The organism is Salinibacter pepae, from assembly GCF_947077775.1.
Lineage (GTDB): Bacteria > Bacteroidota > Rhodothermia > Rhodothermales > Salinibacteraceae > Salinibacter > Salinibacter pepae.
The window spans coordinates 2471458-2492954 of record NZ_CAMTTE010000001.1 but is presented as its reverse complement, the minus strand read 5'-3'; the positions used below and the strand labels follow the sequence as shown (position 1 = coordinate 2492954).

The following is a 21497-nucleotide window of genomic DNA, read 5'->3' as shown; positions in this document are numbered from 1 at the left end:
AGACGCCCGACGCTGGAATCGACGTCGGGCACAGGGCCCAAACCAGCCCGGATGCGCCGTCCATGGGAGCTCCCGTTCCGATATGACATTTCTGATTGCCTCTGCCCTCCTCACCCTTTTCGTTCTGCCCGGGGCCGCGCTCGTCTGGCTCACGCGCCGCAGCCCGTGTCGCCTCCTGTGGGGCCTGAAGGCCGCAGCAGTGGGCGGGTACGTGGGGCTCACGTATCATCTCGGGAGCTGGTACGTGCTCTCTACCCACGGCCGGTACGGGCTCCTCGGGCTCTTCGCCGTGGGGGCCGGCTGCGGGGGCTGGCGCATGCGGCACCAGGTATTCTGGACGCGGCCGAGAGGGTGGCAGTGGGCCGGGCCGGGGCTCGCGGCAGTTCTGCTCCTCCTCAGCATCGTGGGGCTGCGCCAGCGAAACCAGGCACGCGAAATCCCCGCCCCACCGGTGAACCTGACCGTTCCATTGCGTGACGGGCCCGTCTACGTGGCGAGTGGCGGCAGCCGGTCCATCACAAACCCGCACCTCAAGGTGGACGCCCCCAATCTGCAGGCGTGGCGCGGGCAACGGTGGGGCCTCGATCTCGTCCAGCTCCACCCGTCGGGCAACCGCGCGAGCGGCCTCTACCCGACGGCTCTCGCGCGCTACGCCGTCTTCGGGGCGCCGGTGTACGCCCCGTGCGACGGGGCCGTCGAGGCGACGGCGGGCTCACTTCCCGACCGTTCCCCGCCGGCCCGCGATACGGCCCGCAAGGCCGGAAACCACGTACTGCTCCGCTGCGCGCCGGACGCGTACGTGCTCCTCGCCCACCTGAAGCAGGGAAGCGTGCGGGTGGAACCGGGCGATTCCGTCTCCCCCGACACCCGCCTCGGGCGGGTGGGCAACAGCGGCAACAGCTGGGAGCCGCACCTCCACGTCAGCGCACAGGACTCCGTAGGCGCGTCCACACTCCTGGATGCCGACCCGCGCCCGATCACCTTCGACGGCCGGTTTCCGATCCGCAACGACAGGCTGCGGGCCGCGCGGCAGTGAGAGAAGCAAGCCGTTCCGTTCCACTCCTCTGTAGCGACCATGAACTCCGCCTCCCGCCGAATTGCCGGGCGCCTCTCCGTGGCCGTTGTCCTCCTGATGGCCCTGTCGTCGGGGGCCGGCCTGTTTGCCCACGACCTGTACCGGGACAACGCACTGGTCGCGGCACGCTGGTACGGGAGCGACCTCGTGACCCTCGTCGTGGCGACGCCGCTGCTGGGGGTCGCCCTGCTGGGCACCTGGGGCGGGTCCCGGCGGGCGCTCCTCGTGTGGATGGGCCTGCTCGCCTACTCGCTGTACAACTCCGCGTTATACCTCTTCGGGGCCGCGGTCAACAGCCTCTTCCTCGTCTACGCCGCCCTGGTTGCGCTTTCCGGCGTGGCGCTGGTGTTCGGCCTCCTGTCGATCGACGCACCCGCCCTGCACCGGCGGGTGCAGCCGGGCCTTCCCACCCCGTGGATCAGCGGGTTTATGATGCTCGTGGCCGTTGCGCTGGGCGGGGGCTACGCGGCGCTTTCGCTGCGGTACGTCGCCACTGGACGGGTGCCGGCGACCCTCGATGCGATCGGGCTGCACACGGACCTGATCGCCGCCCTCGACCTGACGATGGTGGTGCCGGTGGCGCTCCTGGCCGGGGCGTGGCTCTGGCGGGGCCGTCCGTGGGGCTACGTGTGGGCCACGCTCTGGGCCGTAGCGGGCGCCGCCTGCATGCTATCCCTCTCCGCCGCCACCGCCGGGGCCGTGGTGGTCGGCCCGTCAACCACCTGGATGCCGCTTCTCCTCCGGGCTCCCATCGGGGTCGGTTGCGTCCTTGTCGGCGGCGTGCTGCTGCGGGCGCTGCGCCCCGGTTCTCGGACCCGATGAGCACGGACGCCCCTCCCGCGGCCCGAACGGAGCCGTCGCGCCGGCCCGGACGGTCGCTCGCTACTCCGCCGGCTCCAGCCGGTAGAGCCCGCCCTCCGGCGCGTCGGTGAGGAGGTACAGGTATCCGTCCGGCCCCGTCGCCACGTCCCGGATGCGGCCCAGCTCGGCGCGCAGCAGTTCCTCCTGGTCCGACACGTCCTCGCCGTCGAGCTCCACGCGCATCGCCTTCTGGTGGGCGAGCGCCCCCATGAAGAGGTCGCCCTCCCAGTTCGGGAACTGGTCGCCGGTGTAGAACGCCATGCCGGAGAGGGCGGGCGACGGGTCCCAGTACTCGACCGGGTCGGTGATGCCCGGCGCCGTGGTGCCGCCGATGGGCGACTGGTCGGTGTAGGCGTCGCCGTACGAGACGGCCGGCCACCCGTAGTTGTTGCCGCCCTCTACGAGGTTGAGCTCATCCCCGCCGTGCGGCCCGTGCTCGTGCTGCCAGATCGCGCCCGTCTCGGGGTGGATGGCCATGCCCTGCTGGTTGCGGTGGCCGTAGGCGTAGACCTCGTCGAGGCCCTCGTCGGTCCCCACGAACGGATTGTCGGCGGGCACCGACCCGTCCATGTTGAGGCGGACCGTCGTGCCGACCGACGTGGTGGGCGTGGGGATGTCGACGGTGCGCTCGCGCCGCTGCCCCCGCTCGCCCATCGAGACGACCAGGGTGCCGTCGTCGAGGAATGCGATGCGGGACCCGAAGTGGTAGTCCGGTTCCAGGAAGGGGGTCTGCCGGTAGAGCTCCTCCACGTCGGTGAGCGACGTGCCGTCAAGCTTCGCCCGCGAGAGCACCGTGCCGCCCGTGTCCCCGTCTTTCACGGAGTGCGTAACGTAGATCCAGCCGCTGTCCTCGTAGTTCGGCGCGACGCGCACGTCGAGCAGCCCGCCCTGGTTTTGGGCCCATACCTCCGGGACGTTGGTGAGTTGGGTGCGGCCGTCGCCGTCGACGAGAAGCATGCGGCCGGGCCGCTCGGTGACGAGCATCCGCCCGTCGGGGAGCCAGTCGACCGCCCAGGCGTGCTCCAGGTCCTCAACCATTTCTACGACCTGAAACGTCTCCTCCTCCGACTCGACGCGCTCGAGGACGACCTCCTTGTCTGGAGACGACGAACGGGCTTCGGGCGCCTCCGACCCGTTCCCGGGGGTACAGGCGCAAAGAACGAGCGCGAGGAGGCCGACGAGGGTACGCATCGGAATGACAGGGGGGCTGGACATGAGGGGCCGTGAGGAACGCACTTGTTGTGAGAAGTTCTGCACGCTCCCCCCCTCTCGCCGTTCCCGCCCGTAACGTGAAGGGCACATGGGTTACGCGGATATCATTTCTGAACGGACGAGCAGGCATCAATCGCTTCCGCGTGGCATACAAGTCCCGTTGCCACTACGTTCAATCGTTCCCTAATCTCCTCAGGCACCGCGCTACCGGACCGCATCTCGCCCTACAGGCCTCCCCGACACACCCATACGCCCCACCCGCAATGCCCACCACCGAACGCCTTCCCACGCAGGACCCCGTCATCGCCAACGCGTCGGTCACCGCCCGCGAGTCGGCGCAGGACCACATCGTGATCCGCGGGGCCCGGCAGCACAACCTGAAGGACATCGACCTCGACCTGCCGCGCAACGAGCTCATCGTCTTCACCGGCCCGTCCGGCTCCGGCAAGTCGAGCCTCTGCTTCGACACGATCTACGCGGAGGGCCAGCGCCGCTACGTGGAAAGCCTGAGCGCCTACGCCCGCCAGTTCCTGGAGCGGATGGACAAGCCGGAGGCGGATCTGATTACGGGCCTCGCCCCGGCCATCGCCATCGAGCAGAAGACCTCGGGCAAGAACCCGCGCTCGACCGTCGCCACGCAGACGGAGATCTACGACCACCTCCGCCTCCTCTTCGCCCGCATCGGCACCACCTACTCGCCGGTGAGCGGCGAGCCGGTGAGCACGGACACGCCGCACGACGTGGCGGACCGGGTCGACGACGCGCTGGACGACGGGGAGCGGTTCTACCTCTGCGCCCCCATCCCGGAGCACGCGGACATGGCCCTGCGCGACCAGCTCACGAGCCTCCGCGAGCGGGGCTTCTACCGCATCCTGCGGCTGCCCACCGAGCGGCAGGCAGAAAAGGGACAGGCCCCCGAGCTTCTCGACCTCAACCAGGAGGCCCCCAGCAGCGTCAACCACTACGGCCGCGCTCGGCTGCGCGTCCTCATCGACCGCCTCAAGGTGAGGACGGGCGACGCGGACACCCGCTCCCGCATCGCCGAGTCCGTGGAGCAGGCCTTCGACGAGGGGGACGGCTACTGCACCGTCATTCCCGCCCCCCGCGGCGGCTACGACGAGACCGCCCACCCGGACGCCTCGCAGCATCAGGGCCCCATTCCTCTGTTTGAGTTCAGCGCGCACTTCGAGCGCGACGGGATGCGCTTTGAGGAGCCGACACCGCAGCTCTTTAGCTTCAACAGCCCGGTCGGCGCCTGCCCCACCTGCCAGGGCTTCGGGCGCGTGCCGGGGCTCGACGAGGACCTGATTGTCCCGAACAAGCAGCTCTCGATCCGGGACGGCGCCCTCGCGCCGTTCCGGGGCGACAAGTGGGGCACGCACTTCAAGGACCTGATTGCCGTGGCGGCCGACGTGGGGCTCGACATCGACTGCCCCTACCACGAGCTGGCGGACTGGGAGCGGGACCTCGTGTGGGAGGGCACGGACAACTACATCGGCCTGCACGGCTTCTTCGCGTTTCTGGAGGAGAACTCGTACAAGCGTCACTACCGCATCTTCCGCGCCCGCTTCCGCGGCTACTCGGAGTGCCCGGACTGCGGCGGCCACCGCCTGTGCGACGACGCCCTGTACGTGAAGGTGGGCGGCGACGCCGTGGAGCAGAAGCACATCGGCGAGATCTGCGCGATGACGACGCGGGCCGCCCGGGACTACTTTGAGGCCCTGGAGCTGACCGACTACGAGCAGGAGGTGGCCGGGCGGGTGATGGAGGAGCTGCGCGAACGGAGCCGCTACCTCGTGGACGTGGGGCTCGACTACCTCACGCTCGACCGCCTCGCCCAAACCCTCAGCGGCGGGGAGACGCAGCGCATCAACCTGTCCACCTCGCTCGGGTCCTCGCTCGTGGGCTCCCTCTACGTGCTCGACGAGCCGACGGTGGGCCTCCATCCCCGCGACAACGAGCGCCTCATCGACATCCTGCAGCGCCTGCGCGACCTCGGCAATACGGTGCTGGTGGTGGAGCACGACCCGGTCACCATGGAGGCGGCGGACCAGCTCGTGGACCTCGGGCCCGCCTCCGGGGCCTTCGGGGGCGAGGTCGTCTTTCAGGGCCCCTACGACGAGATTTTGGAGGCCGAGGGCTCGCTCACCGGCCAGTACCTGAGCGGCCGGAAGGAGGTGCCGGTCCCCGACGCGCGCCGCCCGGTCGACCCGGACGACACGCTCGTGATCGAGAACGCCCGGCAGCACAACCTCAAACACGTCGACGTGGAGATCCCGCTCGGCCAGATCGTGTGCGTCACGGGCGTCTCGGGCTCCGGCAAGTCGACCCTCACGAACCAGACGCTCTTCGAGGGCCTGCACCGCCGCAAGGGCGGCAGCGGGGACGGCAAGGTGGGCGCCCACGACACAATCCGCGGCCACGAGAACGTCGACGCCGTAGAGATGGTCGACCAGTCGTCCATCGGGCGCTCGCCCCGTTCCAACCCCGCCACCTACACGAACGCCTTCGACGGCATCCGCAAGCTCTTCGCCCAGACGCGGCAGTCGCAGGTGCACGGCTACGACCGGGGCACCTTCAGCTTCAACACGAAGGGCGGGCGCTGCGAGGAGTGCGAGGGGCAGGGCGTGGTGAAGGTGGAGATGCAGTTTCTCGCCGACCTCTACCTGGAGTGCGAGGCCTGCAACGGCCAGCGCTACAAGAAAGAGGTGCTCAACGTCACGTACGACGGCAAGAACATAGCCGACGTGCTGGACATGACCGTCGACGAGGCCGCCGACTTCTTCGAGGGCGAGCGGGCAATCATCAACAAGCTGGAGGTCCTACAGGACATTGGGCTCGGCTACCTTACGCTCGGCCAGCCGTCGACGACGCTGAGCGGCGGAGAGGCCCAGCGCATCAAGCTCGCCAGCCACCTCAGCGGCCGCGCCTCGGACCGCACGCTCTACATCTTCGACGAGCCGACGACCGGGCTCCACTTCGACGACATCCGGAAGCTGCTCAGCGCCTTCGAACAGTTGGTCGAGAGCGGCCACTCGGTTCTTATCATCGAGCACAACCTCGACGTGGTGAAGTACGCCGACCACGTGATCGACCTCGGCCCGGAGGGCGGCGACGACGGGGGTGAGGTCGTGGTGGCGGGGACGCCGGAGGAGGTGGCGGCGTGCGAGGAAAGCCACACCGGTCGGTTTCTGCGGGACGTGCTGCGGTGAGCGTTTTGCATCGGGCATTTTGCATTGAAAGATATCAGGGAGACTGCTTCCACCTAGAGATCGATTGTGCTTGTAAGCCATTATAGGCTTCTTCTATGGATAGAAGATGTTTTCGGCTTACAATAACGCAGTCATGTCCGACCTACACGCGGTTGCTACGGGGGACATTATCGCATCGTCAGACTTATCGGCGGGCGAGCGGCGTCATCTGCCGGAGCGGGTCCGCACGGCCTATGTGGCGGCGAGAGAGGCAGGCCCAGACGCATTTCCGTATGATCTGGCGATTGTGGGGGGGCGATGGATGGCAGTGCTACATCGCGGATCCGTCGCAGGCGCTTCCGCGCGTCCTTCATTTCTGGACCTGCCTCTGTGCGAGGGGCCTGCGCTCCCGATTTGCGGTCGCGGTGGATACAGTCGACTTTGTGTCCGACGAAAACCTAAGCGAAAGTGATGGGGCCGCCTTCCGACAGTCCGGACGGGCATTGGACACGCTCGACGACGATTGCTGGGCCGTGTGTGTCCTTCCGAAGTCGGAGTCAATCACCAGCTCCCTTGCGGTGAAGAGTCTGTTTGAGCTGATGGATCTCCTTCTACACGAGTGGACGGAGGCGCAGGCCCGGGCCGTGGCCGGTATGCTTCGAGGCGTCGGAACCGAAAGATCCGTCACGCAACAAGCCGTCGCCGATGGGTGGTCACCTGAGCCGATCACTCGTCAGTCGGTCAATCGGCATCTCCAGCGGGCCAACTGGTCGCAAGTAGAGCGCACAGCCTCCACCTTCCGTCAACTCATTGACGTGATCGCAGACGACACCTGACCTCTCCCCCCTTGCCCTCTTCCAACGATCCCCAAGGGCAACGAGCACTCTCTGGATACCTATCCCCCTCGTCCTTATCGGCGCTGTGCTCGTGGTGTGAGGAGGGAGTCCTGCGGTCGCTCAAATCGTGGCGCCGTATGCCGATCAACTCGACGAAGAGCCGGGACTCGTTCGTGGCGGACAAATCAGTCGGTATGGCCGAGCGCCTTTTGATCTACGTGTTCGTATTGGCCGGGGCCCCAAGTGCTATCGGGATTCTCGTGACCGCAAAGCCGCTGTTTCGATTCGGAGACGTCACTGGGAAGCAGCAGCGGAGACACGCTGAGTACATCATCATCGGACCCCTCGTAAGCTTTGCATATGCCGTTACGCTGTCCTACCTCGTCCGTTGGGTCTTGACGGTTCTCGTGTAGACTCCTCTTCCCGCCCCCTGTAACAACCGGAGGCGCGACGCCGTCTTCGAATCTCGTGTTAGCCCTTCATCTGTATCCCCCTCCCGTAGGGACACACCACAGGGTCAGGATGCTTCGCCACCCACCCCTTCCCACTCGCCGCGACGCATGGCGTAGGCGTTACATCTTTGCCTTCGCCTTGTCTACTTAGCACCCGTTGGGGCGGGAACCAAAATTGAGGCCCACAATTTCCCCGTACGGCTCGTGGGAAACGCCCCGCCCTCTGCGGGCGATACCGGTCGTCTTTCCGCCCCTTTCCATAGCCTCCCCCAAACTCAGCTCCTTCGACTCGACATGCGTCCCCGTACCTTCCTCTGGACCCTCCCCCTCACGCTCCTCCTCATCGCCGGCTGTAGCAGCTCGGCGCAGATGACGGACTCGTCCGCCGCGGCGCAGACGGCGACACAGCAGGCCGAGAACGCCGACGAGGAAAAAAGCGACTTTGAAAAGGCCATCGCCAAGAGCGACTCGCTCGGCGGCCTCTTTACCGTCTACCGCGACACGACCGACGGCTCGCTCCAGATGGCGCTCGACGCTGATCAGATCGGCCAGGAGTACATCTACTTTACCCACATCGTCGACGGGGTGCTGGAGGCCGGCACCTTCCGCGGGGCCTACCGCGACAACACCGTCTTCAAGGTCCGGCGCCACTACGACCAGATCGAGTTCGTGGAGGTGAACACCAACTTCCACTTCAACGACGAGAGCACGCTCAGCCGCGCCTCGGACGCCAACGTCAGCCCGTCGGTCCTCCACGTCGAGAAGATTGTGGCCGAGAACGACTCCACCGGCCGCCTCCTCATCAGTGCCGACGATCTGTTTCTCACCGAGTCGCTCACGCAGGTCAAGCCGTCTCCAACCCCTGGAGGGTCCCCTACCGACTTTAAGCTGGGCCGCCAGAGCCAAAAGAAGTCGAAGGTGGAGGGGGTCCACAACTATCCGAAAAATACCGACGTGGTCGTCGACTACGTCTTCGAAAACCCGCGCCCCATCAACCCGGGCTCCGACGCCGTGACCGACGCGCGCAACGTGACGATCACCCTGCGCCACAGCCTCATTGAGGTGCCGGAGAACGACTTCGAGCCCCGGTTCGCCGACCCGCGCGTCGGGTACTTCACCCAGCAGAAAGACAACCTGACCTCCACCAGCGCCACGCCCTACCACGACCTCATCAACCGCTGGCACCTGAAGAAGGAAACCCCCGACGCCGAGCTCTCCGAGCCGGTGGAGCCGATCACGTGGTGGATCGAGAATACGACCCCCGAGCGCATCCGGCCGATCATCCGCGACGCGGTGCTGGAGTGGAACACCGCCTTCCGCGAAGCCGGCTTCAAGAACGCGATCGAGGTCAAGGTGCAGCCAGACACCGCCTCCTGGGACGCGGGCGACATCCGCTACAACGTGCTACGCTGGACCTCCTCCCCCAACCCGCCCTTTAGCGGATACGGCCCCAGCTTCGTGAACCCGCGTACGGGCCAGATCATGGGCGCGGACGTGATGCTGGAGTACGCGTTCTTGACCAACCAGGTCAACCAGAACAAGCTCTTCGAGGAGACCGGGCTGCCGCTCCAGGCCGCCAGCGAGCGGCCGAAGACCCTGCCCAAGCACGCCTGCACGCTGCCCGGCTTCCTGCACATGAATACCCTCTTCGGCAAGGCCGCCCTGGCCCCCACCGCCGCGGCCCCGAGCCCCGAACAGAGCGGCCCCTCGGACCTCAACGGCGAGATGACGCAGCTCATGGAGGAGGCCCTCCACTATCTCGCCCTGCACGAGGTGGGGCACACCCTGGGCCTGCAGCACAACATGAAGGCGTCCCAGCTCCACCCGACCGACGAGGTGCACGACGCCTCGGTCACCCGGGAGGAGGGGCTCGTCGGCTCGGTCATGGACTACCCGGCCGTGAACGTGGCCCCGCCGGACGCCGATCAGGGGCAGTACTACACGACCCGCCCCGGTCCCTACGACGAGTGGGCCGTCGAGTACGGCTATACGCCGGACGCCTCCGAGACGGAGCTCGACGCCATCCTGTCGCGCTCCACGGAGCCGGCGCTCGCCTTCGGGAACGACGCGGACGACATGCGCGCCCCCGGCAAGGCCATCGACCCCGAGGTGATGATTGGCGACATGTCGAACGAAGCGCTCGACTACGCCGAGGGGCGCATGCAGCTTGTGGAGGACCTGATGGGGGATCTTCTGGAGAAGTACGAGGACCCCGGACAGTCGTACCAGGAGCTGCGGAATGCCTTCCTGAGCGTGACCGGCCAGCACGCGCAGATGGCCGCCGTCGCCTCCCGCTACGTGGGCGGCGTTCACGTCGACCGCGCGCTGATCGGGCAGGAGGGCGCCACGGAGCCGTACCGCCCGGTGCCCCTCGAGAAGCAACAGCGGGCCCTCGACCTCCTGAACGAGCACCTGTTCGCACCGGACGCCTTCGAGATCATTCCGAACGAGCTCTACCGCCACCTGCAGCCGCAGCGACGCGGGTTTAACTTCTTCGGCGCGTCGGAGGACCCGAAGGTCCACGCCCGCGTGCTCGGCATTCAGGAAAATGTGCTGGCCCACCTCTTGCACCCGAACGTGCTGGAGCGCATGACCGACACGCGCCTCTACGGCAACGAGTACACGCTGGCCGCGTACATGCGCGACCTCACCGACGCCGTCTTTGCGGCCGACGCGCAGGGCAACGTGAACACGTTCCGCCAGAACCTGCAGGTCTCGTACGTGGAGTCCCTGGCGACCGTGGTGGGCGAGGAAGGCGACGCCCGGTACGACAACGTGGCCCAGAGCGCGGCCCTCCAGAGCCTGCAGGAGATCGAGCGCATGATTGATCGCAAGCGCGGCGTCAACGCCGAGACCCGCGCCCACACCGACCACGTGCTTCACCTGATCGACGCGGCCACCGCCGCCGAGTAGTGCGTGGCGGCCGCGGGAAAAGCAGTCCGCGTCTCCCCGGCGGCGACATCCCAAAACGCCAGAGGCCCCAGGGACGGCTGCTCCCTGGGGCCTTTTTGGTGCCGGTCCCTCGTGTTGGGCGTCCGGAGGACGGCCTGCGTTACTTTCTTCTGGTTGAGGGCGGCCGTGTAATTTCGAAGATCCTTTCCCAACTACAAGTGCCGTACGGGCGTTGCGTTTACGTCCCTGGCGCCGCTTCGCGTAGCCCCCCTTTGCCTCTGCCCCACCTGTATGAGCCCGGCCGCCGACTCGCAACCTTCACGCGCCGACCGTCCCTCCCGCCGCTCGTCCCGGCGCATCGCGCTCTTTGCCGGGGCCTACACCCACATCGCCGACGGGGTGTCACTCACGCTCAACCGCCTCGTCGAGCACCTGGAGCAACAGGGCGCTGAGGTGCGCGTCTTCGCCCCCACGGTGGAGGACCCGGCCATCGAGGACCACGCCGGCACGCTCACGTCCGTGCCCTCCCTGCCGGTGCCCGGCCGCTCGGAATACCGGCTGTCCCTGGGCCTTACCCCCTCCGTTCGGCAGGCGCTGGACGACTTCGCCCCGACGCTGTACCACATCGCCACGCCCGACCTCCTGGGCCACAACGCCCTCCAGCGCGCCCAGGCCACCGACACGCCCGTCGTAACGTCCTACCACACCCACTTCAGCTCCTACCTCAAGTACTACCACCTCGGCCTGCTGGAGGCGCCCGTCTGGGGCTACCTGCGCTCGTTCTACAACCAGTGCCGGCAGGTCTACGTCCCCACCCACGCCATGGCGGACGCGCTTCGGAGACACGGCATCGACAGCGACCTTCGGCTCTGGCCCCGCGGGGTGGACACCGACCGCTTCGCCCCGAGCCGCCGCTCTGCCGCGTGGCGCCGGGCCCACGGCATCGGCCCCGACGAGGTGGTGGTCGCGTTCGTCAGTCGGCTCGTGTGGGAGAAGGGGCTCGACGTGTACGCCGACGTCATCGATCGGCTGGAGCGCCAGGGCGTCCCCCACCACAGTGTGGTTGTGGGCGACGGCCCGGCGCGGGAGGAGCTGGAAACCCGCCTGCCGAACGCCACCTTTCCCGGCTTCCTCGACGGCCCCGAGCTGGCCCGGGCCTACGCCTCGTCCGACGTCTTTCTGTTTCCGAGCGACACCGAAACGTTCGGCAACGTGACCCTGGAGGCGATGGCATCGGGCCTCCCGACGGTCTGTGCCGACGCGGCCGGCAGCCGCGACCTTGTGGACGACGGCACCACGGGCCGGCTCTGCTCCCCCGGTCACGTCGAGGCGTTTGCCGAGGCGGTGCGCACCCTCGTCGTCGACGAGCGGCGTCGCGACCGGATGGGCACCGCCGCCCGCAGGCGCGCCCAGGACTTCACCTGGCCCGCCGTCCTGCACCGCATGAGCCGGTACTACGACGAGGTGCTCCCGCACCACCCGTCTTCTTCTCCGCCAGATCCGGCCCCGACGGGCGCAACTGCGTAACGTCTTCCCACCACCGGTCGGCCGCCCCCGTGCGCCTTCTCTTCGTCTCCCATTCGCTTCCGCCCGAAGGCCGCCCCCTGGCCAACGTGGGCGGCATGCAGCGCGTCGCCCTCAAGCTCCACGAGACCCTGGAGGCCCGGGCCGACGCGAACGCCCTCGACTACGACGCCCTGCTGCTGCGCAGCGCCTGGCGCACGGTGCACCTGAAGACGCCCCTGTTTCTCGCCCGCGCCGGCTGGCAGATTGCCCGGGCCGCCCGGCAGAGCGCCGTCGACGTCGTCCTGTTCTCCTCGATGGTGACGGCCAGCCTCGCAGTGCCCCTGCGGGGCCTGCTCCGCCGCCATGGCGTGCGGACGGCCGCCATCGTGCACGGGCTGGACGTGACGACCCCGTTCCCGCCCTACCAGTGGTTCGTCCCGACGGTGTTCGGCGCCCTCGACGCGGTGCTCCCGGTCAGCCGGGCCACCCGCCAGGCCTGCCTCGACCGCGGCGCCTCGGCCGATCAACTCCGCGTGGTGCCCAACGGAACCGACACGGATCGCTTCGAGGCGCCCGCCGATCGGGCAACGGCCCGCCGGGCCCTGGGCGCGAGTGTGGAGGCGTCGCCCCCCTCCCCCCCACCCGACGGGCTCCTGCTCTGCAGCGTGGGCCGACAGGTCGAGCGCAAGGGCACGGCCTGGTTCGTCGACACGGTGATGCCCCGCCTCCCCGCCGACGTGCACTACTGGGTCGCCGGCGACGGCCCTGAGCTCGACACGATCGAGGCCGCCGTCGCGCGGCACGACCTGGCTCCTCGCGTCCGCCTCCTGGGCCGGGTTCCGAACGACACCCTGGGCGCTCTCTACCGCGGGGCCGACCTGTTTTTGATGCCCAACGTGCCCGTCGAGGACGACATGGAGGGCTTCGGGATCGTGCTTCTCGAAGCCGGGCAGTGCGGCACCCCCGCCGTCGCCGCCCGCCTTGAGGGCATCCAGGATGTGATTGCCGACGGCGTGAACGGCCACCTCGTCGCCCCCCAGTCCCCCGACGCGTTCGTGGACGCCATCGCGGCGTACCGCAACGACCCCGAGGCCCTGGACGCCGCCGCACAGCGGGCCCTCCACTACACCGAGGGCACGTTCGGGTGGCCCGCCGTCGCCGACACGTACCTGTCGGTCCTGCGCGCCCTCTGGCGGCAGGGCACCCCGCCCGCCCCCGACACGACCGATCGCCCCCCTGCCCATTCCCGCGCGGCGGGATAGCGGCCCGCCAGGCGGGGCCGCCTGCCACTCGGGCCGCCGTCGGGAACGACGGGGCCCGGGCTTCTACGCCCCGACGGCACATTCCTCTGCCCCGGTCGTATGACAGTGCTCAAATATCCTCCGACGACCCGACCGGGACCCTCATGCCGAACCGCCTCGCCCGCGAACTTACGGAGCTCCGCAGCCGCCTGCTCGACATGGCCACCATCGTGGCCGAACAGTTTACCGACGCCGTCGACGCCCTGCTCGCCCACGACGTGGACCAGGCCGAGCGCATCATGGACCGTGACCGTGAGGTCGACGCCCTGGAGCTGGAGGTCGACGAGTACTGCCAGCGCATCCTGGCCCGCCACCAGCCCGTCGCCACCGACCTCCGCACCCTGCTCACGGTCGAAAAGATCAACACCGACCTGGAGCGGATTGGGGACCACTGCCGCAACCTGGCCGGCAACGCGGAGCACGTGACCGAGGCCCCCGGCGTCCTGGACGCGGTCAAAATCCGCGAGATGAGCCAGGCGGCCCGCCGCATGCTCGACGAGGCGAAGCAGGCCTTCCTGGACCAGGACGCAGAGCTGGCGCGCAGCATTCCCGATCTGGACGACGAGGTGGACCGCCTCCACCACGAAAACTTTCGGGGGCTGGTGGACTACATCCAGAAGAACCCGGAGCACGCCGAGGTGGCCGCCCACCTGATCACCGCCAGCAAGGCCATCGAGCGGATCTCGGACCACTCGACCAACATCGCGAAGGGCGTCGTCTTTCTCATCGAGGGCGTCGACATCCGCCACGCCAGCGTGCAGGAGGAGATGGCCCCCGGCAGCAGATCGCCCCTCCGCTCCTCCTACTCCTCGTAGCCGTCCCGCCACCGGACCCGGGCGACGACGGGACGGTGGTCCGACACAAAGTCCGTGGTGTCCAGCCCCGGAACGGTGGCCGACCCGACGCGCCACGCCGGCCCGACCAGGACGTGGTCGATCTGCACGAGGGGCCACCCGGCCGGAAAGGTGGCGCCCCCGCCCGCCGCCCGAAGGCCCTGCAGTAGGTGGCGGTAGGCCCACTGGTGCGGGGTGCTGTTGAAGTCGCCCGTTAGGAGCACCGGGCGCGTTTCCTGCTCGATGTGCCGGTGGATGCGGCGGGCCTGGTCGGCGCGGTGCAGCGCCCCCGCCCGGTACGTCCGCAGGACGGTGCGCCAGCGCGCAAGCGACGCGGCCGTGCCCGGCAGGTCCCAGGGGCGGGTGCCCACCGTGTGGAGGTGGACGTTGTAGAGCACGGCGGGGCGCCCCTGCCAGGTGAAGAACGTACGCGTATAGCGGGAACGCGGGTCGGACGCCCCGGACGGGGGCAGCGGGTGCACACGCATCGAGTCCAATCGCACCTGCCCCAGCACCGGCCGGTAGATCGTGGTCTCGGGGGGGCGGGCCCGTGGCAGGGCGTACCCGACCGAGTCTTCCAGGAGCACCCGGAGCGGCCAGGACACAAACAGCCCCCCGTCGTCCGACGCCGACCGTGTTTTCATCCACGTCTCCTGGACGCTCAGCACGGCGGGGGCCTCCCGCTGGACGAGCTCAGCCAGCGTACGCTCGCGGTCCGGCCCGCGGGCGAATGCAGGGGGCAGGTTGAACGTCATCACCCGCAGCGCGTCCGCGTCGTGCCCCGACGCCTCCCCCGTTGGCACCGGTCCAAACCGCAGTGCGACGAGCAGGAGCAGTGCCCCCCGCCCCCCAGGCGCCCCCACCGTCCCGAGTAGGCCCCCTGGCCCACCAGTCCAATGCCCAGCAGGCCGACCGCCGCGGCGAGGGCGGGAAGCAGCACGGCAAACAGGTCCGTCCACCAGAAGCGGGCCGGCGGGAGGTACGGCGCCGCGTACCCGATTAGGAACGCGGCGACCAGCAGCCCGGCCCCGCTCCACGCCAGCCCCTGCAATACGCGTCGGACCCCCATGGCAATGCCTCGTTGCGAACGTTCAACGGACGGACGGGCCCTGCATCAGGCCGCCTCGAGAATTCGCTCCGCCACCCGCGGCCCCAACGACCCGGTGACAGGGCGGCGGGCGGCCGCCTCAAGCTCCCGCACGAACCGGTGGCGCCCCTGCCGCACCCACGCCTGGAAGCGCGCCTCGGGGGTCGATCCGCGGGCCAGCGCAGCCCGGAGGTGCCCAATGTCGAATTGCGTGCTGCGCACCCCCGCGCCGGCCCGCACCGCGTCGACGGCATTGCAGCGTTGCTCGTAGTGCCCCTCCACCGGCACCACCTGAACCGGCGTCCCCAGGTACATCGCCTCCGCGATCGACTCAAAGCCGGCGGTGGACACGAAGCCGCGGCACCGGGCCATGAGGCGGAGGAATTTCTCGTCGTCGAGCTGGTGGAAGGTCAGCGTCTCGTCGTAGGCCTCCACAGGGGCCGCGTCCGGCCGGTCCCAGAAGCAGTGGAGCGGCACCGTCGGGTTCTGCTCGTGCCACCGGATCACCTCGTCGGCGTACCCGCTGTTCAGGATGTAGACGAGAACGAAGGGCTCGGTTCGGTCTCGGGGCTGCCGAAACACGCCCGGCCGCAGGAGCGGCGGCAGCACCGCCAGGTCGTCCTGGGACCGATCGGGGGCCGGGTAGAGCGAGAGCGCGAGGCGCCGCGAGGCGCCGCAGGCCGTGAGGCGGGCAAACGCGCGGGCCGCCCACCGTTTGTCCCTGCGCCCCGGCGGAAATTGGTAGGCGGGGTGCAAAAACATATACTGGTGGGCCACCGCCACGACCGGCACGGACGGCGAATGCGTCACAGCGTGGAGGCCCATCAGGGGCTCAAAGAAATTTACCACCACGTCCGGGTCGTGGCGCCTGATGGCGGCGTCGAGGGCCGACAGGCTGCGCCAGTAGGTCGGCGTGCGCCCGAGCGCCCGGCGCAGCGTGGCCCACGGCCGCACCGAGCGGTCCGCGTCGTCCGACACGAAGCCCGGGCTCTCGACGTCCGTGACGGGGGCCTCGAACGCCGCCCGGAAGAAGGCCGGCACCGCCTGGTCGTCGCTCTTGCCCACGACGACCCCGGCGACCCGATGCCCGGCGTCCCGGAGCAGGCGCCGCAGGGCCATCGCCTGCGTGAGGTGGCCGCGGCCCTCGCCCTGGACGACAAAAAGACAGCGCAGCGCCATTGCGTCGCCGGTGCATGGTGGGTGGGACATTCCGACTGGACTACCACACGCACACGAGATGCGGGTGCTCCGTTCCCAATCGGCGAGTGGCCTTCCGGCCCCGCCCTGGGGCCCCAACACAAAAACGCCGGGCACCCCCGTCAATCGGGGATGCCCGGCGGACAGGCACGCAGTACGTCATCCTCAGCGACGCACTACTCGAACATTCCAACCTCGTCGGAGAAGGTCCAGCCCTTCGCCCAGTTGCTGCCCCCTGGGTCGAAGGCGCCCTTGTAGGTCACCGACTCGAAGTAGCTGCCCTGCGGAGACTGTCCCCCGCTGACGTCACCGGTCGGGACCACGCCCACCGTCTGGAAGGTGCCGCCCAGCGAGCGCGAGAGGCCCGGGTCCTCGTACGTCACGTCGTAGTTGTTTTCGAGGTCGTCGGCCACCGTCGCCCCCCACGATCCGCCGTTCTCGACGAGGTCTTCGAAGGGAGCGCTGGCGTCCGACACCGACTGAAACTTCCAGGCGATGCTGCTCTCGACCGTCAGCCGGCCCGGCTCTTGGCTCGACTCCCAGCGGTCCCGAGCGTCGGGGCCGATGTCGTTCCCCTGGTCGTCTGTTTTATTCTCGACCTCGATGAGTTGAAGCGGGAAGTCGTAGAAAATCGAGTTGAAGTAGTTGCCGCCGAAATTGTCCCGGAGCTTCAACCCGACGTCGCCCGAGCCATTCGGCCCCGAGCCAATGTACGTGGCGTTGTAAATTTGCGGGTCGGAGATCGGCGTGTCGCCTTCTCCAGTCGCGCCACTGTTGCCCCCGTATCCGTCGTCGCCACTGTCGTGCTCTCCGGTGCGGTCGCCGCGGTTCGGCGTCTGGATGGCGAGGAGGAACTGAAGGTTCCCGCTGTAGCCCTGGTCGATGTCGAAGGAGTCGTCCCCGTTGCGGGAGGACAGGAGGTACCGACCGTTGACGTTGCCGCCAAACCACTCGAAGCCATCGTCCTGGTTGTTGAAGACCTCGACGTACTCGATCGTGGTGCCGGCACCCAGCGCCCCCATCGTAAGGCCGTTAATCTCGTTGCCCTGGCCGATGGAGATCCCGCCGTACCGGATCGAGGCGAAACGGAAGGTGCCCGCGTCGTGCTGCGGGTCCGGACTGCTGCTCCCGAAGGAGGCGCGGCTCACGTCGCTCGGAATGCCCTCCACGTTGCGCGAGCCCGGAAAGTTCTTCGGGCCGTTGCCCAGGATAATCACGCCGCCCCAGGCGCCGTCGAGGCCCGCCGAGAGATCGTTCGGGGCGCTCACGTCGTCCTCTCGGGTCGTGAAGATAATCGGGTCCGCCTGGCTGGGATCGTCGCTGCCGGGGTTGCCGTCGGCGATGATCGTTCCGCCGTTCGCGACCACGAGCACGCTCGCGTTCGTCGGGTCCTGGTTCGGGATGCCCTTCACGACGGTCCCCGGTTCGATTTCGAGCGTGTCCCCCGGGTTGACGAAGGTCCGCCCGTCGAGATGATACGTGTTGTCACTCGTCCACTTCACGTAGTTGGAGCGGACGTTCGCGTTGTTGTCGATAACGTCCTGATTGCTCGGCACCACGCCGAGGTCATTCCCCTCCTCGTTGAAGACAATGGCCGTCTCCGTGGTGTCGTAATTGGCCAGGTTGGCCGCGGAGGACGGATCGTTCGTTTCTGGATCTTCCATTCCGCCTCCGCTGCTGTCGCAGCCGGTGAGGAAGACCAGGGCGGGCAGGAGAAGGGCCGCCACTCCCAACTGGACGTAGGTGCGCATGTGTGTGCTGCTCGGGTTCGCCTGAGTCATGCTATCGTTGTTGAGTGAATGAGCGTTCAACGCAATTCCGTCTCCGAGCCGACGCCGCCCCGATGCCCGGCGGCATAACATTCCCGTAATGGGGGGCTCAAAAACACCGAAAGGCGAGCCGCTGAGGGCTCGCCTCTTCTCAAGGGGGTGCGCTCTCGCACCCAGATTCGCAAGGCCTGCAAGTGGATTGCCTTCGCCAGATTCGCTGCTACAGGTTGTAGGTGAATCCAACCGAGATTGTACGACCGGTCCTGTACCGGACCGTCGTAAACGCGTTGCCCGAAAAGTCCTGGTAGATCTCGGTCTCCTCGTTGAGCAGGTTTTTGACGGACCCCTTCATCTCGACCCCAAACGGAAGGGCCTGCGAGGCCACCACGTCGATCGTGTGGCGCCCCCGCTCATATTGGTCCGGCTGGTTCTCCCGCTCAATCGTATCGAGCCGGTCGTCGAAGTAGTTGTAAAAGACCGAGACCGTGGTCCCCAGCTCTGGGTTGTCGTACGACACGTCGGCATTGATCAGGTAGGGTGACTGTCCCTCCAGGGGCCGGCCCAGATCCTGCCCCGACGCGTCCGTGACCGAGGACTCAGTGAGCGTGAGGTTGCCGCCGACCTCCAGGTGCCGAAGCGGGTCGGCCAGGAAGCCGAGGCGCTTCCGGGCCTCGATCTCGACGCCGTAGACCTGGGCACTCTGCTGGTTCTGGTAGGTCACCTCCCGATTGATCGCCTGCTCCACGACCACCCGCTCGATGGGGGCGTCAAACGACTTGAAATATCCGCTCACTGCGAACAGCTCGCCGGGCCCCGTGAACCACTCCCAGCGGAGATCAAGATTGTGCACGAGCGTCCGCTCGAGGTTGGGGCTTCCGTCAAAAATTTCCTGTCGCTGGAAGTCGTAGTACGTAGACGGCGAAAACTCGCGGAACGTAGGCCGGGCAATCGTGCGCCCATAGGCGGCCCGCACGTTCATGTTTTCGCGGAGCGCATAGACGAGATTGGCAGACGGGAGGAGGTCGGTCGTTTCGATCCGTCCGGTCTGTCCGTCCCGCGTCTCCACGAACTGGTCGGTGTATTCGACGCGGAGGCCGCCGATGAACCGCAGGTCCGCGACGCCGGGCACGTCCGTGTCGACCATCGCGAATCCGCCGCCGGCCGTGCGGTTGCCAGCGAGGTTATTCTGGTTCGCCGTGCGCTCCTGAATGACAACCCCGAGATCCGGCCGGTCGGCGTTCTGGTAGGGGCCGGTATCGCAACCATCCGTACCGATGAGGCCGATGCACTCGCCGAAGTAGGTATCGGGAGCGCCCTCGTAGTTGGGGGAATCCAAGTTTCCGTAGACAAACCGTCGTTCCTCAAGGACTCGCTCCTTGCGCAGGTAGCTTCCTCCGACCTCTACACTGCCGGGCCCAAACGGCACCGACACAGACAGGTCGTTGCTCCAGGTGGACTCTTTGAGATTCCGGAAGTACCGGGTGGGTGCTTCGTAGACCGAGAGCGCGATGCGGTGCACGTTGCGCTCGGGGAGAAAGTCGTCCGTGAAGAAGCGGACGTCCGATTCATCCTGCGTGGTCTGCGAGTACGACGAGCTCCACGTGAGACGAGGAGTGTTGCTGCCGTCACTCCCGAGCATGTGCTCCCCCTTGGCCTGTAGATTCCACACCGTCCGGTCGATGGGCTCAATGCGGCGGCGGTTGAAAGTACGAGAGTCGTCGTCACGAGGAATCCGCCCGGACAGGAAAACCGCCGATTTTTGCTCCGAGCGGTTGTACAGGGTGTTGAACGAGAGTTGATGGTTGGGGTGTGGGTTCAGGGTAAAATTCGCAATCCCGCCGAGCACCTCTTCCGTGGAGCCACTTTCTCCCGTGAGGCGAAATTCGGTAGAAACGCCGGCCCCTCCCCCGGCGCCCGCCGCCGCCGAACGCCGGTCCCGGGACGCGCTGGTGCTTCGGCTGTACGTGACGCCCGTCACGAGGCCGAGTGGCGTATCGCCGAAGACCTGGAACTGATCGCCGTAGGAGGCGGAATACCCCTGGTTGATGGGGCCCGAGCGCCGTTGGGGGGTCACCTTTCCTTTGCTGAAGGCTCGCGTGACCTCATCGAGAAACTGCTGTTCCTGCTGATTGGCCCCGAAGTAGGGCGGGATGGGCTGGTTCTCGGCCGTGAGCTCCCCCTCCGGCAACGACGGAACCATGGCCGGGATCTCGTCCAATCCCCCGTCCGGGCGGAGAACAGTGTCGAACTGCACCTCGCTGTTGTAGGTGACCGACGTCGAGAACGACAGGGTGCGCTCGTCTGGAAACGACTTGGTGCTCAGGTTGACGTTTCCGCCCGTATAGTTCCCTGGTTTATCGGGGGTGAAGGTCTTGCTCGTGACGATGTTGTCGAGCAGGCCGGCGGGAAAGAGGTCGAGCGGCACCGAATTGGTGTTCGGGCTCGCACTGGGCAGCTCCGCGCCGTTGAGTTGTGCGTTGACGTAGCGCCCCCCCAGGCCGCGCACGTTCACGAACGTCCCGTCCGTCACCGACGCCCCCGTCACCTTTTTGATGGCGCTCGCCGCGGTCGAACTCGCTGATTTCCCGATCGTCTCGGCGCTGATGGCATCCACGACGGTCGCCGCCCTCGCTCGCTTCTTGAGCAGGCCCGCCTCGGAGTCCCGGGCCGCCTGGGCCTGGACCACGACTTCATCGAGCTGTTCGGTCTCCCCGGCAAGCGCAACATCGAGGGTGGTCGTCTCTCCGGACGTCACCTCTACCCCCGTCACCGTCTTCTGCTGAAAGCCGACGAAAGAGACGACGAGATTATAGGTCCCCGGCTCGAGGTCGTCGATGCGGTACCGCCCATCGAGGTCCGTCGACGTGCCCGTCGTGGTCCCCTCGATCGTTACGTTCGCTCCCGGAAGGGGCGCTCCACGCTGCTTCTCCACGACCACCCCTGTGACGACTCCAGCCGATGCCGCGTCCTGCGCCACGGCGGCGTGGGGACCGATTCCCATCAGCACGATCAGGGCCGCAGCGACCAGGCGTCGCATCCAAGACTCGGACATCGAAAGAAGTAGAATTGTGGGGGGGGCATCGGCGCAGGCGCCGACGTTCGCGGCGTGCCAGGCGAACCAGACGACGCATTGTACAATACGAAGCGTGTGTAACGCCGCCATTACGCACAGATCACCGTTGTATTACCTGGGCCGGTTTCCCGATGTCTTCACTCGACTGCGTCTCGGCGTCTGCCCCGACGCGCTGCCGGCCGCACGGAACGCCAACCGGCCCGTGAATGCAT

Annotated in this window: 15 protein-coding genes; 9 read left to right on the top strand and 6 right to left on the bottom strand. The window is 67.6% G+C overall.

Annotation, left to right across the window (positions count from 1 at the left end; translation table 11 throughout):
* Positions 1 to 82 precede the first annotated feature (82 nt).
* Together OJA40_RS10375 and OJA40_RS10370 are read left to right on the top strand one after the other, a co-directional pair.
* Complete coding sequence (locus tag OJA40_RS10375; protein WP_263810590.1) at positions 83 to 1036, top strand: M23 family metallopeptidase; 954 nt, start codon at positions 83 to 85, stop codon at positions 1034 to 1036.
* A 39-nt stretch (positions 1037 to 1075) separates the two neighbouring features.
* Positions 1076 to 1897, top strand: coding sequence for a hypothetical protein (locus tag OJA40_RS10370; RefSeq protein WP_263810589.1), 822 nt, complete (start codon positions 1076 to 1078; stop codon positions 1895 to 1897).
* Between the two features lie 60 nt (positions 1898 to 1957).
* Here OJA40_RS10370 and OJA40_RS10365 read toward each other — a convergent pair whose 3' ends face one another.
* A complete protein-coding gene (locus tag OJA40_RS10365; protein WP_208426526.1) occupies positions 1958 to 3151 on the bottom strand; it encodes a PQQ-dependent sugar dehydrogenase in 1194 nt (397 codons plus the stop codon).
* A gap of 260 nt (positions 3152 to 3411) precedes the next feature.
* Between OJA40_RS10365 and uvrA the strand changes: the two genes are divergently transcribed.
* The 7 genes from uvrA to phoU all read left to right on the top strand — a co-directional run bounded on the left by uvrA (position 3412) and on the right by phoU (position 14141).
* Positions 3412 to 6360, top strand: a complete 2949-nt coding sequence (uvrA, locus tag OJA40_RS10360; protein WP_208426525.1) for an excinuclease ABC subunit UvrA — start codon at positions 3412 to 3414, stop codon at positions 6358 to 6360.
* Positions 6361 to 6632: 272 nt separating this feature from the next.
* Positions 6633 to 7175 carry a hypothetical protein gene (locus OJA40_RS10355; protein WP_208426524.1) on the top strand — a complete coding sequence of 181 codons (543 nt, stop codon included), beginning with the start codon at positions 6633 to 6635 and terminating at the stop codon, positions 7173 to 7175.
* A 137-nt stretch (positions 7176 to 7312) separates the two neighbouring features.
* Positions 7313 to 7588, top strand: a complete 276-nt coding sequence (locus OJA40_RS10350) for a hypothetical protein (protein ID WP_263810588.1) — start codon at positions 7313 to 7315, stop codon at positions 7586 to 7588.
* A gap of 333 nt (positions 7589 to 7921) precedes the next feature.
* A complete protein-coding gene (locus OJA40_RS10345) occupies positions 7922 to 10540 on the top strand; it encodes a zinc-dependent metalloprotease (protein ID WP_263810587.1) in 2619 nt (872 codons plus the stop codon).
* Between the two features lie 270 nt (positions 10541 to 10810).
* Positions 10811 to 12046 (top strand): glycosyltransferase family 4 protein, encoded by a 1236-nt coding sequence (locus OJA40_RS10340; RefSeq protein WP_263810585.1) that lies wholly within the window; start codon positions 10811 to 10813, stop codon positions 12044 to 12046.
* Positions 12047 to 12075: 29 nt separating this feature from the next.
* Entirely contained in the window at positions 12076 to 13287 is a 1212-nt protein-coding gene (locus tag OJA40_RS10335; RefSeq protein ID WP_263810584.1) for a glycosyltransferase family 4 protein, read from the top strand.
* Positions 13288 to 13430: 143 nt separating this feature from the next.
* Entirely contained in the window at positions 13431 to 14141 is a 711-nt protein-coding gene (gene phoU / locus OJA40_RS10330; RefSeq protein ID WP_013060977.1) for a phosphate signaling complex protein PhoU, read from the top strand.
* On the opposite strand, the gene OJA40_RS10325 is transcribed toward phoU, so the two are convergent.
* The 5 genes from OJA40_RS10325 to OJA40_RS10305 all read right to left on the bottom strand — a co-directional run bounded on the left by OJA40_RS10325 (position 14129) and on the right by OJA40_RS10305 (position 21264).
* Entirely contained in the window at positions 14129 to 14962 is an 834-nt protein-coding gene (locus tag OJA40_RS10325; RefSeq protein ID WP_263810583.1) for an endonuclease/exonuclease/phosphatase family protein, read from the bottom strand. The genes phoU and OJA40_RS10325 overlap by 13 nt on opposite strands.
* Positions 14914 to 15228, bottom strand: coding sequence for a hypothetical protein (locus OJA40_RS10320; RefSeq protein ID WP_263810582.1), 315 nt, complete (start codon positions 15226 to 15228; stop codon positions 14914 to 14916). Before OJA40_RS10320 ends, OJA40_RS10325 begins: the two co-directional genes overlap by 49 nt.
* 45 nt (positions 15229 to 15273) lie before the next feature.
* On the bottom strand, positions 15274 to 16455 hold the full coding sequence (locus tag OJA40_RS10315; RefSeq protein ID WP_263810581.1) for a glycosyltransferase family protein: 1182 nt from the start codon (positions 16453 to 16455) through the stop codon (positions 15274 to 15276).
* A gap of 164 nt (positions 16456 to 16619) precedes the next feature.
* A complete protein-coding gene (locus OJA40_RS10310) occupies positions 16620 to 18194 on the bottom strand; it encodes a T9SS C-terminal target domain-containing protein (RefSeq protein WP_208427443.1) in 1575 nt (524 codons plus the stop codon).
* Between the two features lie 238 nt (positions 18195 to 18432).
* Positions 18433 to 21264, bottom strand: a complete 2832-nt coding sequence (locus tag OJA40_RS10305) for a TonB-dependent receptor (protein WP_208427444.1) — start codon at positions 21262 to 21264, stop codon at positions 18433 to 18435.
* Positions 21265 to 21497 lie beyond the last annotated feature (233 nt).

What these genes read in the sequence shown, in the direction of transcription:
- OJA40_RS10375 (WP_263810590.1), top strand. Translation starts at nt 83, where the DNA reads ATGACATTTCTGATTGCCTCTGCCCTCCTCACCCTTTTCGTTCTGCCC.
- OJA40_RS10370 (WP_263810589.1), top strand. Translation starts at nt 1,076, where the DNA reads ATGAACTCCGCCTCCCGCCGAATTGCCGGGCGCCTCTCCGTGGCCGTT.
- OJA40_RS10365 (WP_208426526.1), bottom strand. Translation starts at nt 3,151, where the DNA reads ATGTCCAGCCCCCCTGTCATTCCGATGCGTACCCTCGTCGGCCTCCTC.
- uvrA (WP_208426525.1), top strand. Translation starts at nt 3,412, where the DNA reads ATGCCCACCACCGAACGCCTTCCCACGCAGGACCCCGTCATCGCCAAC.
- OJA40_RS10355 (WP_208426524.1), top strand. Translation starts at nt 6,633, where the DNA reads ATGATCTGGCGATTGTGGGGGGGCGATGGATGGCAGTGCTACATCGCG.
- OJA40_RS10350 (WP_263810588.1), top strand. Translation starts at nt 7,313, where the DNA reads ATGCCGATCAACTCGACGAAGAGCCGGGACTCGTTCGTGGCGGACAAA.
- OJA40_RS10345 (WP_263810587.1), top strand. Translation starts at nt 7,922, where the DNA reads ATGCGTCCCCGTACCTTCCTCTGGACCCTCCCCCTCACGCTCCTCCTC.
- OJA40_RS10340 (WP_263810585.1), top strand. Translation starts at nt 10,811, where the DNA reads ATGAGCCCGGCCGCCGACTCGCAACCTTCACGCGCCGACCGTCCCTCC.
- phoU (WP_013060977.1), top strand. Translation starts at nt 13,431, where the DNA reads ATGCCGAACCGCCTCGCCCGCGAACTTACGGAGCTCCGCAGCCGCCTG.
- OJA40_RS10320 (WP_263810582.1), bottom strand. Translation starts at nt 15,228, where the DNA reads ATGGGGGTCCGACGCGTATTGCAGGGGCTGGCGTGGAGCGGGGCCGGG.
- OJA40_RS10315 (WP_263810581.1), bottom strand. Translation starts at nt 16,455, where the DNA reads ATGTCCCACCCACCATGCACCGGCGACGCAATGGCGCTGCGCTGTCTT.
- OJA40_RS10310 (WP_208427443.1), bottom strand. Translation starts at nt 18,194, where the DNA reads ATGCGCACCTACGTCCAGTTGGGAGTGGCGGCCCTTCTCCTGCCCGCC.
- OJA40_RS10305 (WP_208427444.1), bottom strand. Translation starts at nt 21,264, where the DNA reads ATGTCCGAGTCTTGGATGCGACGCCTGGTCGCTGCGGCCCTGATCGTG.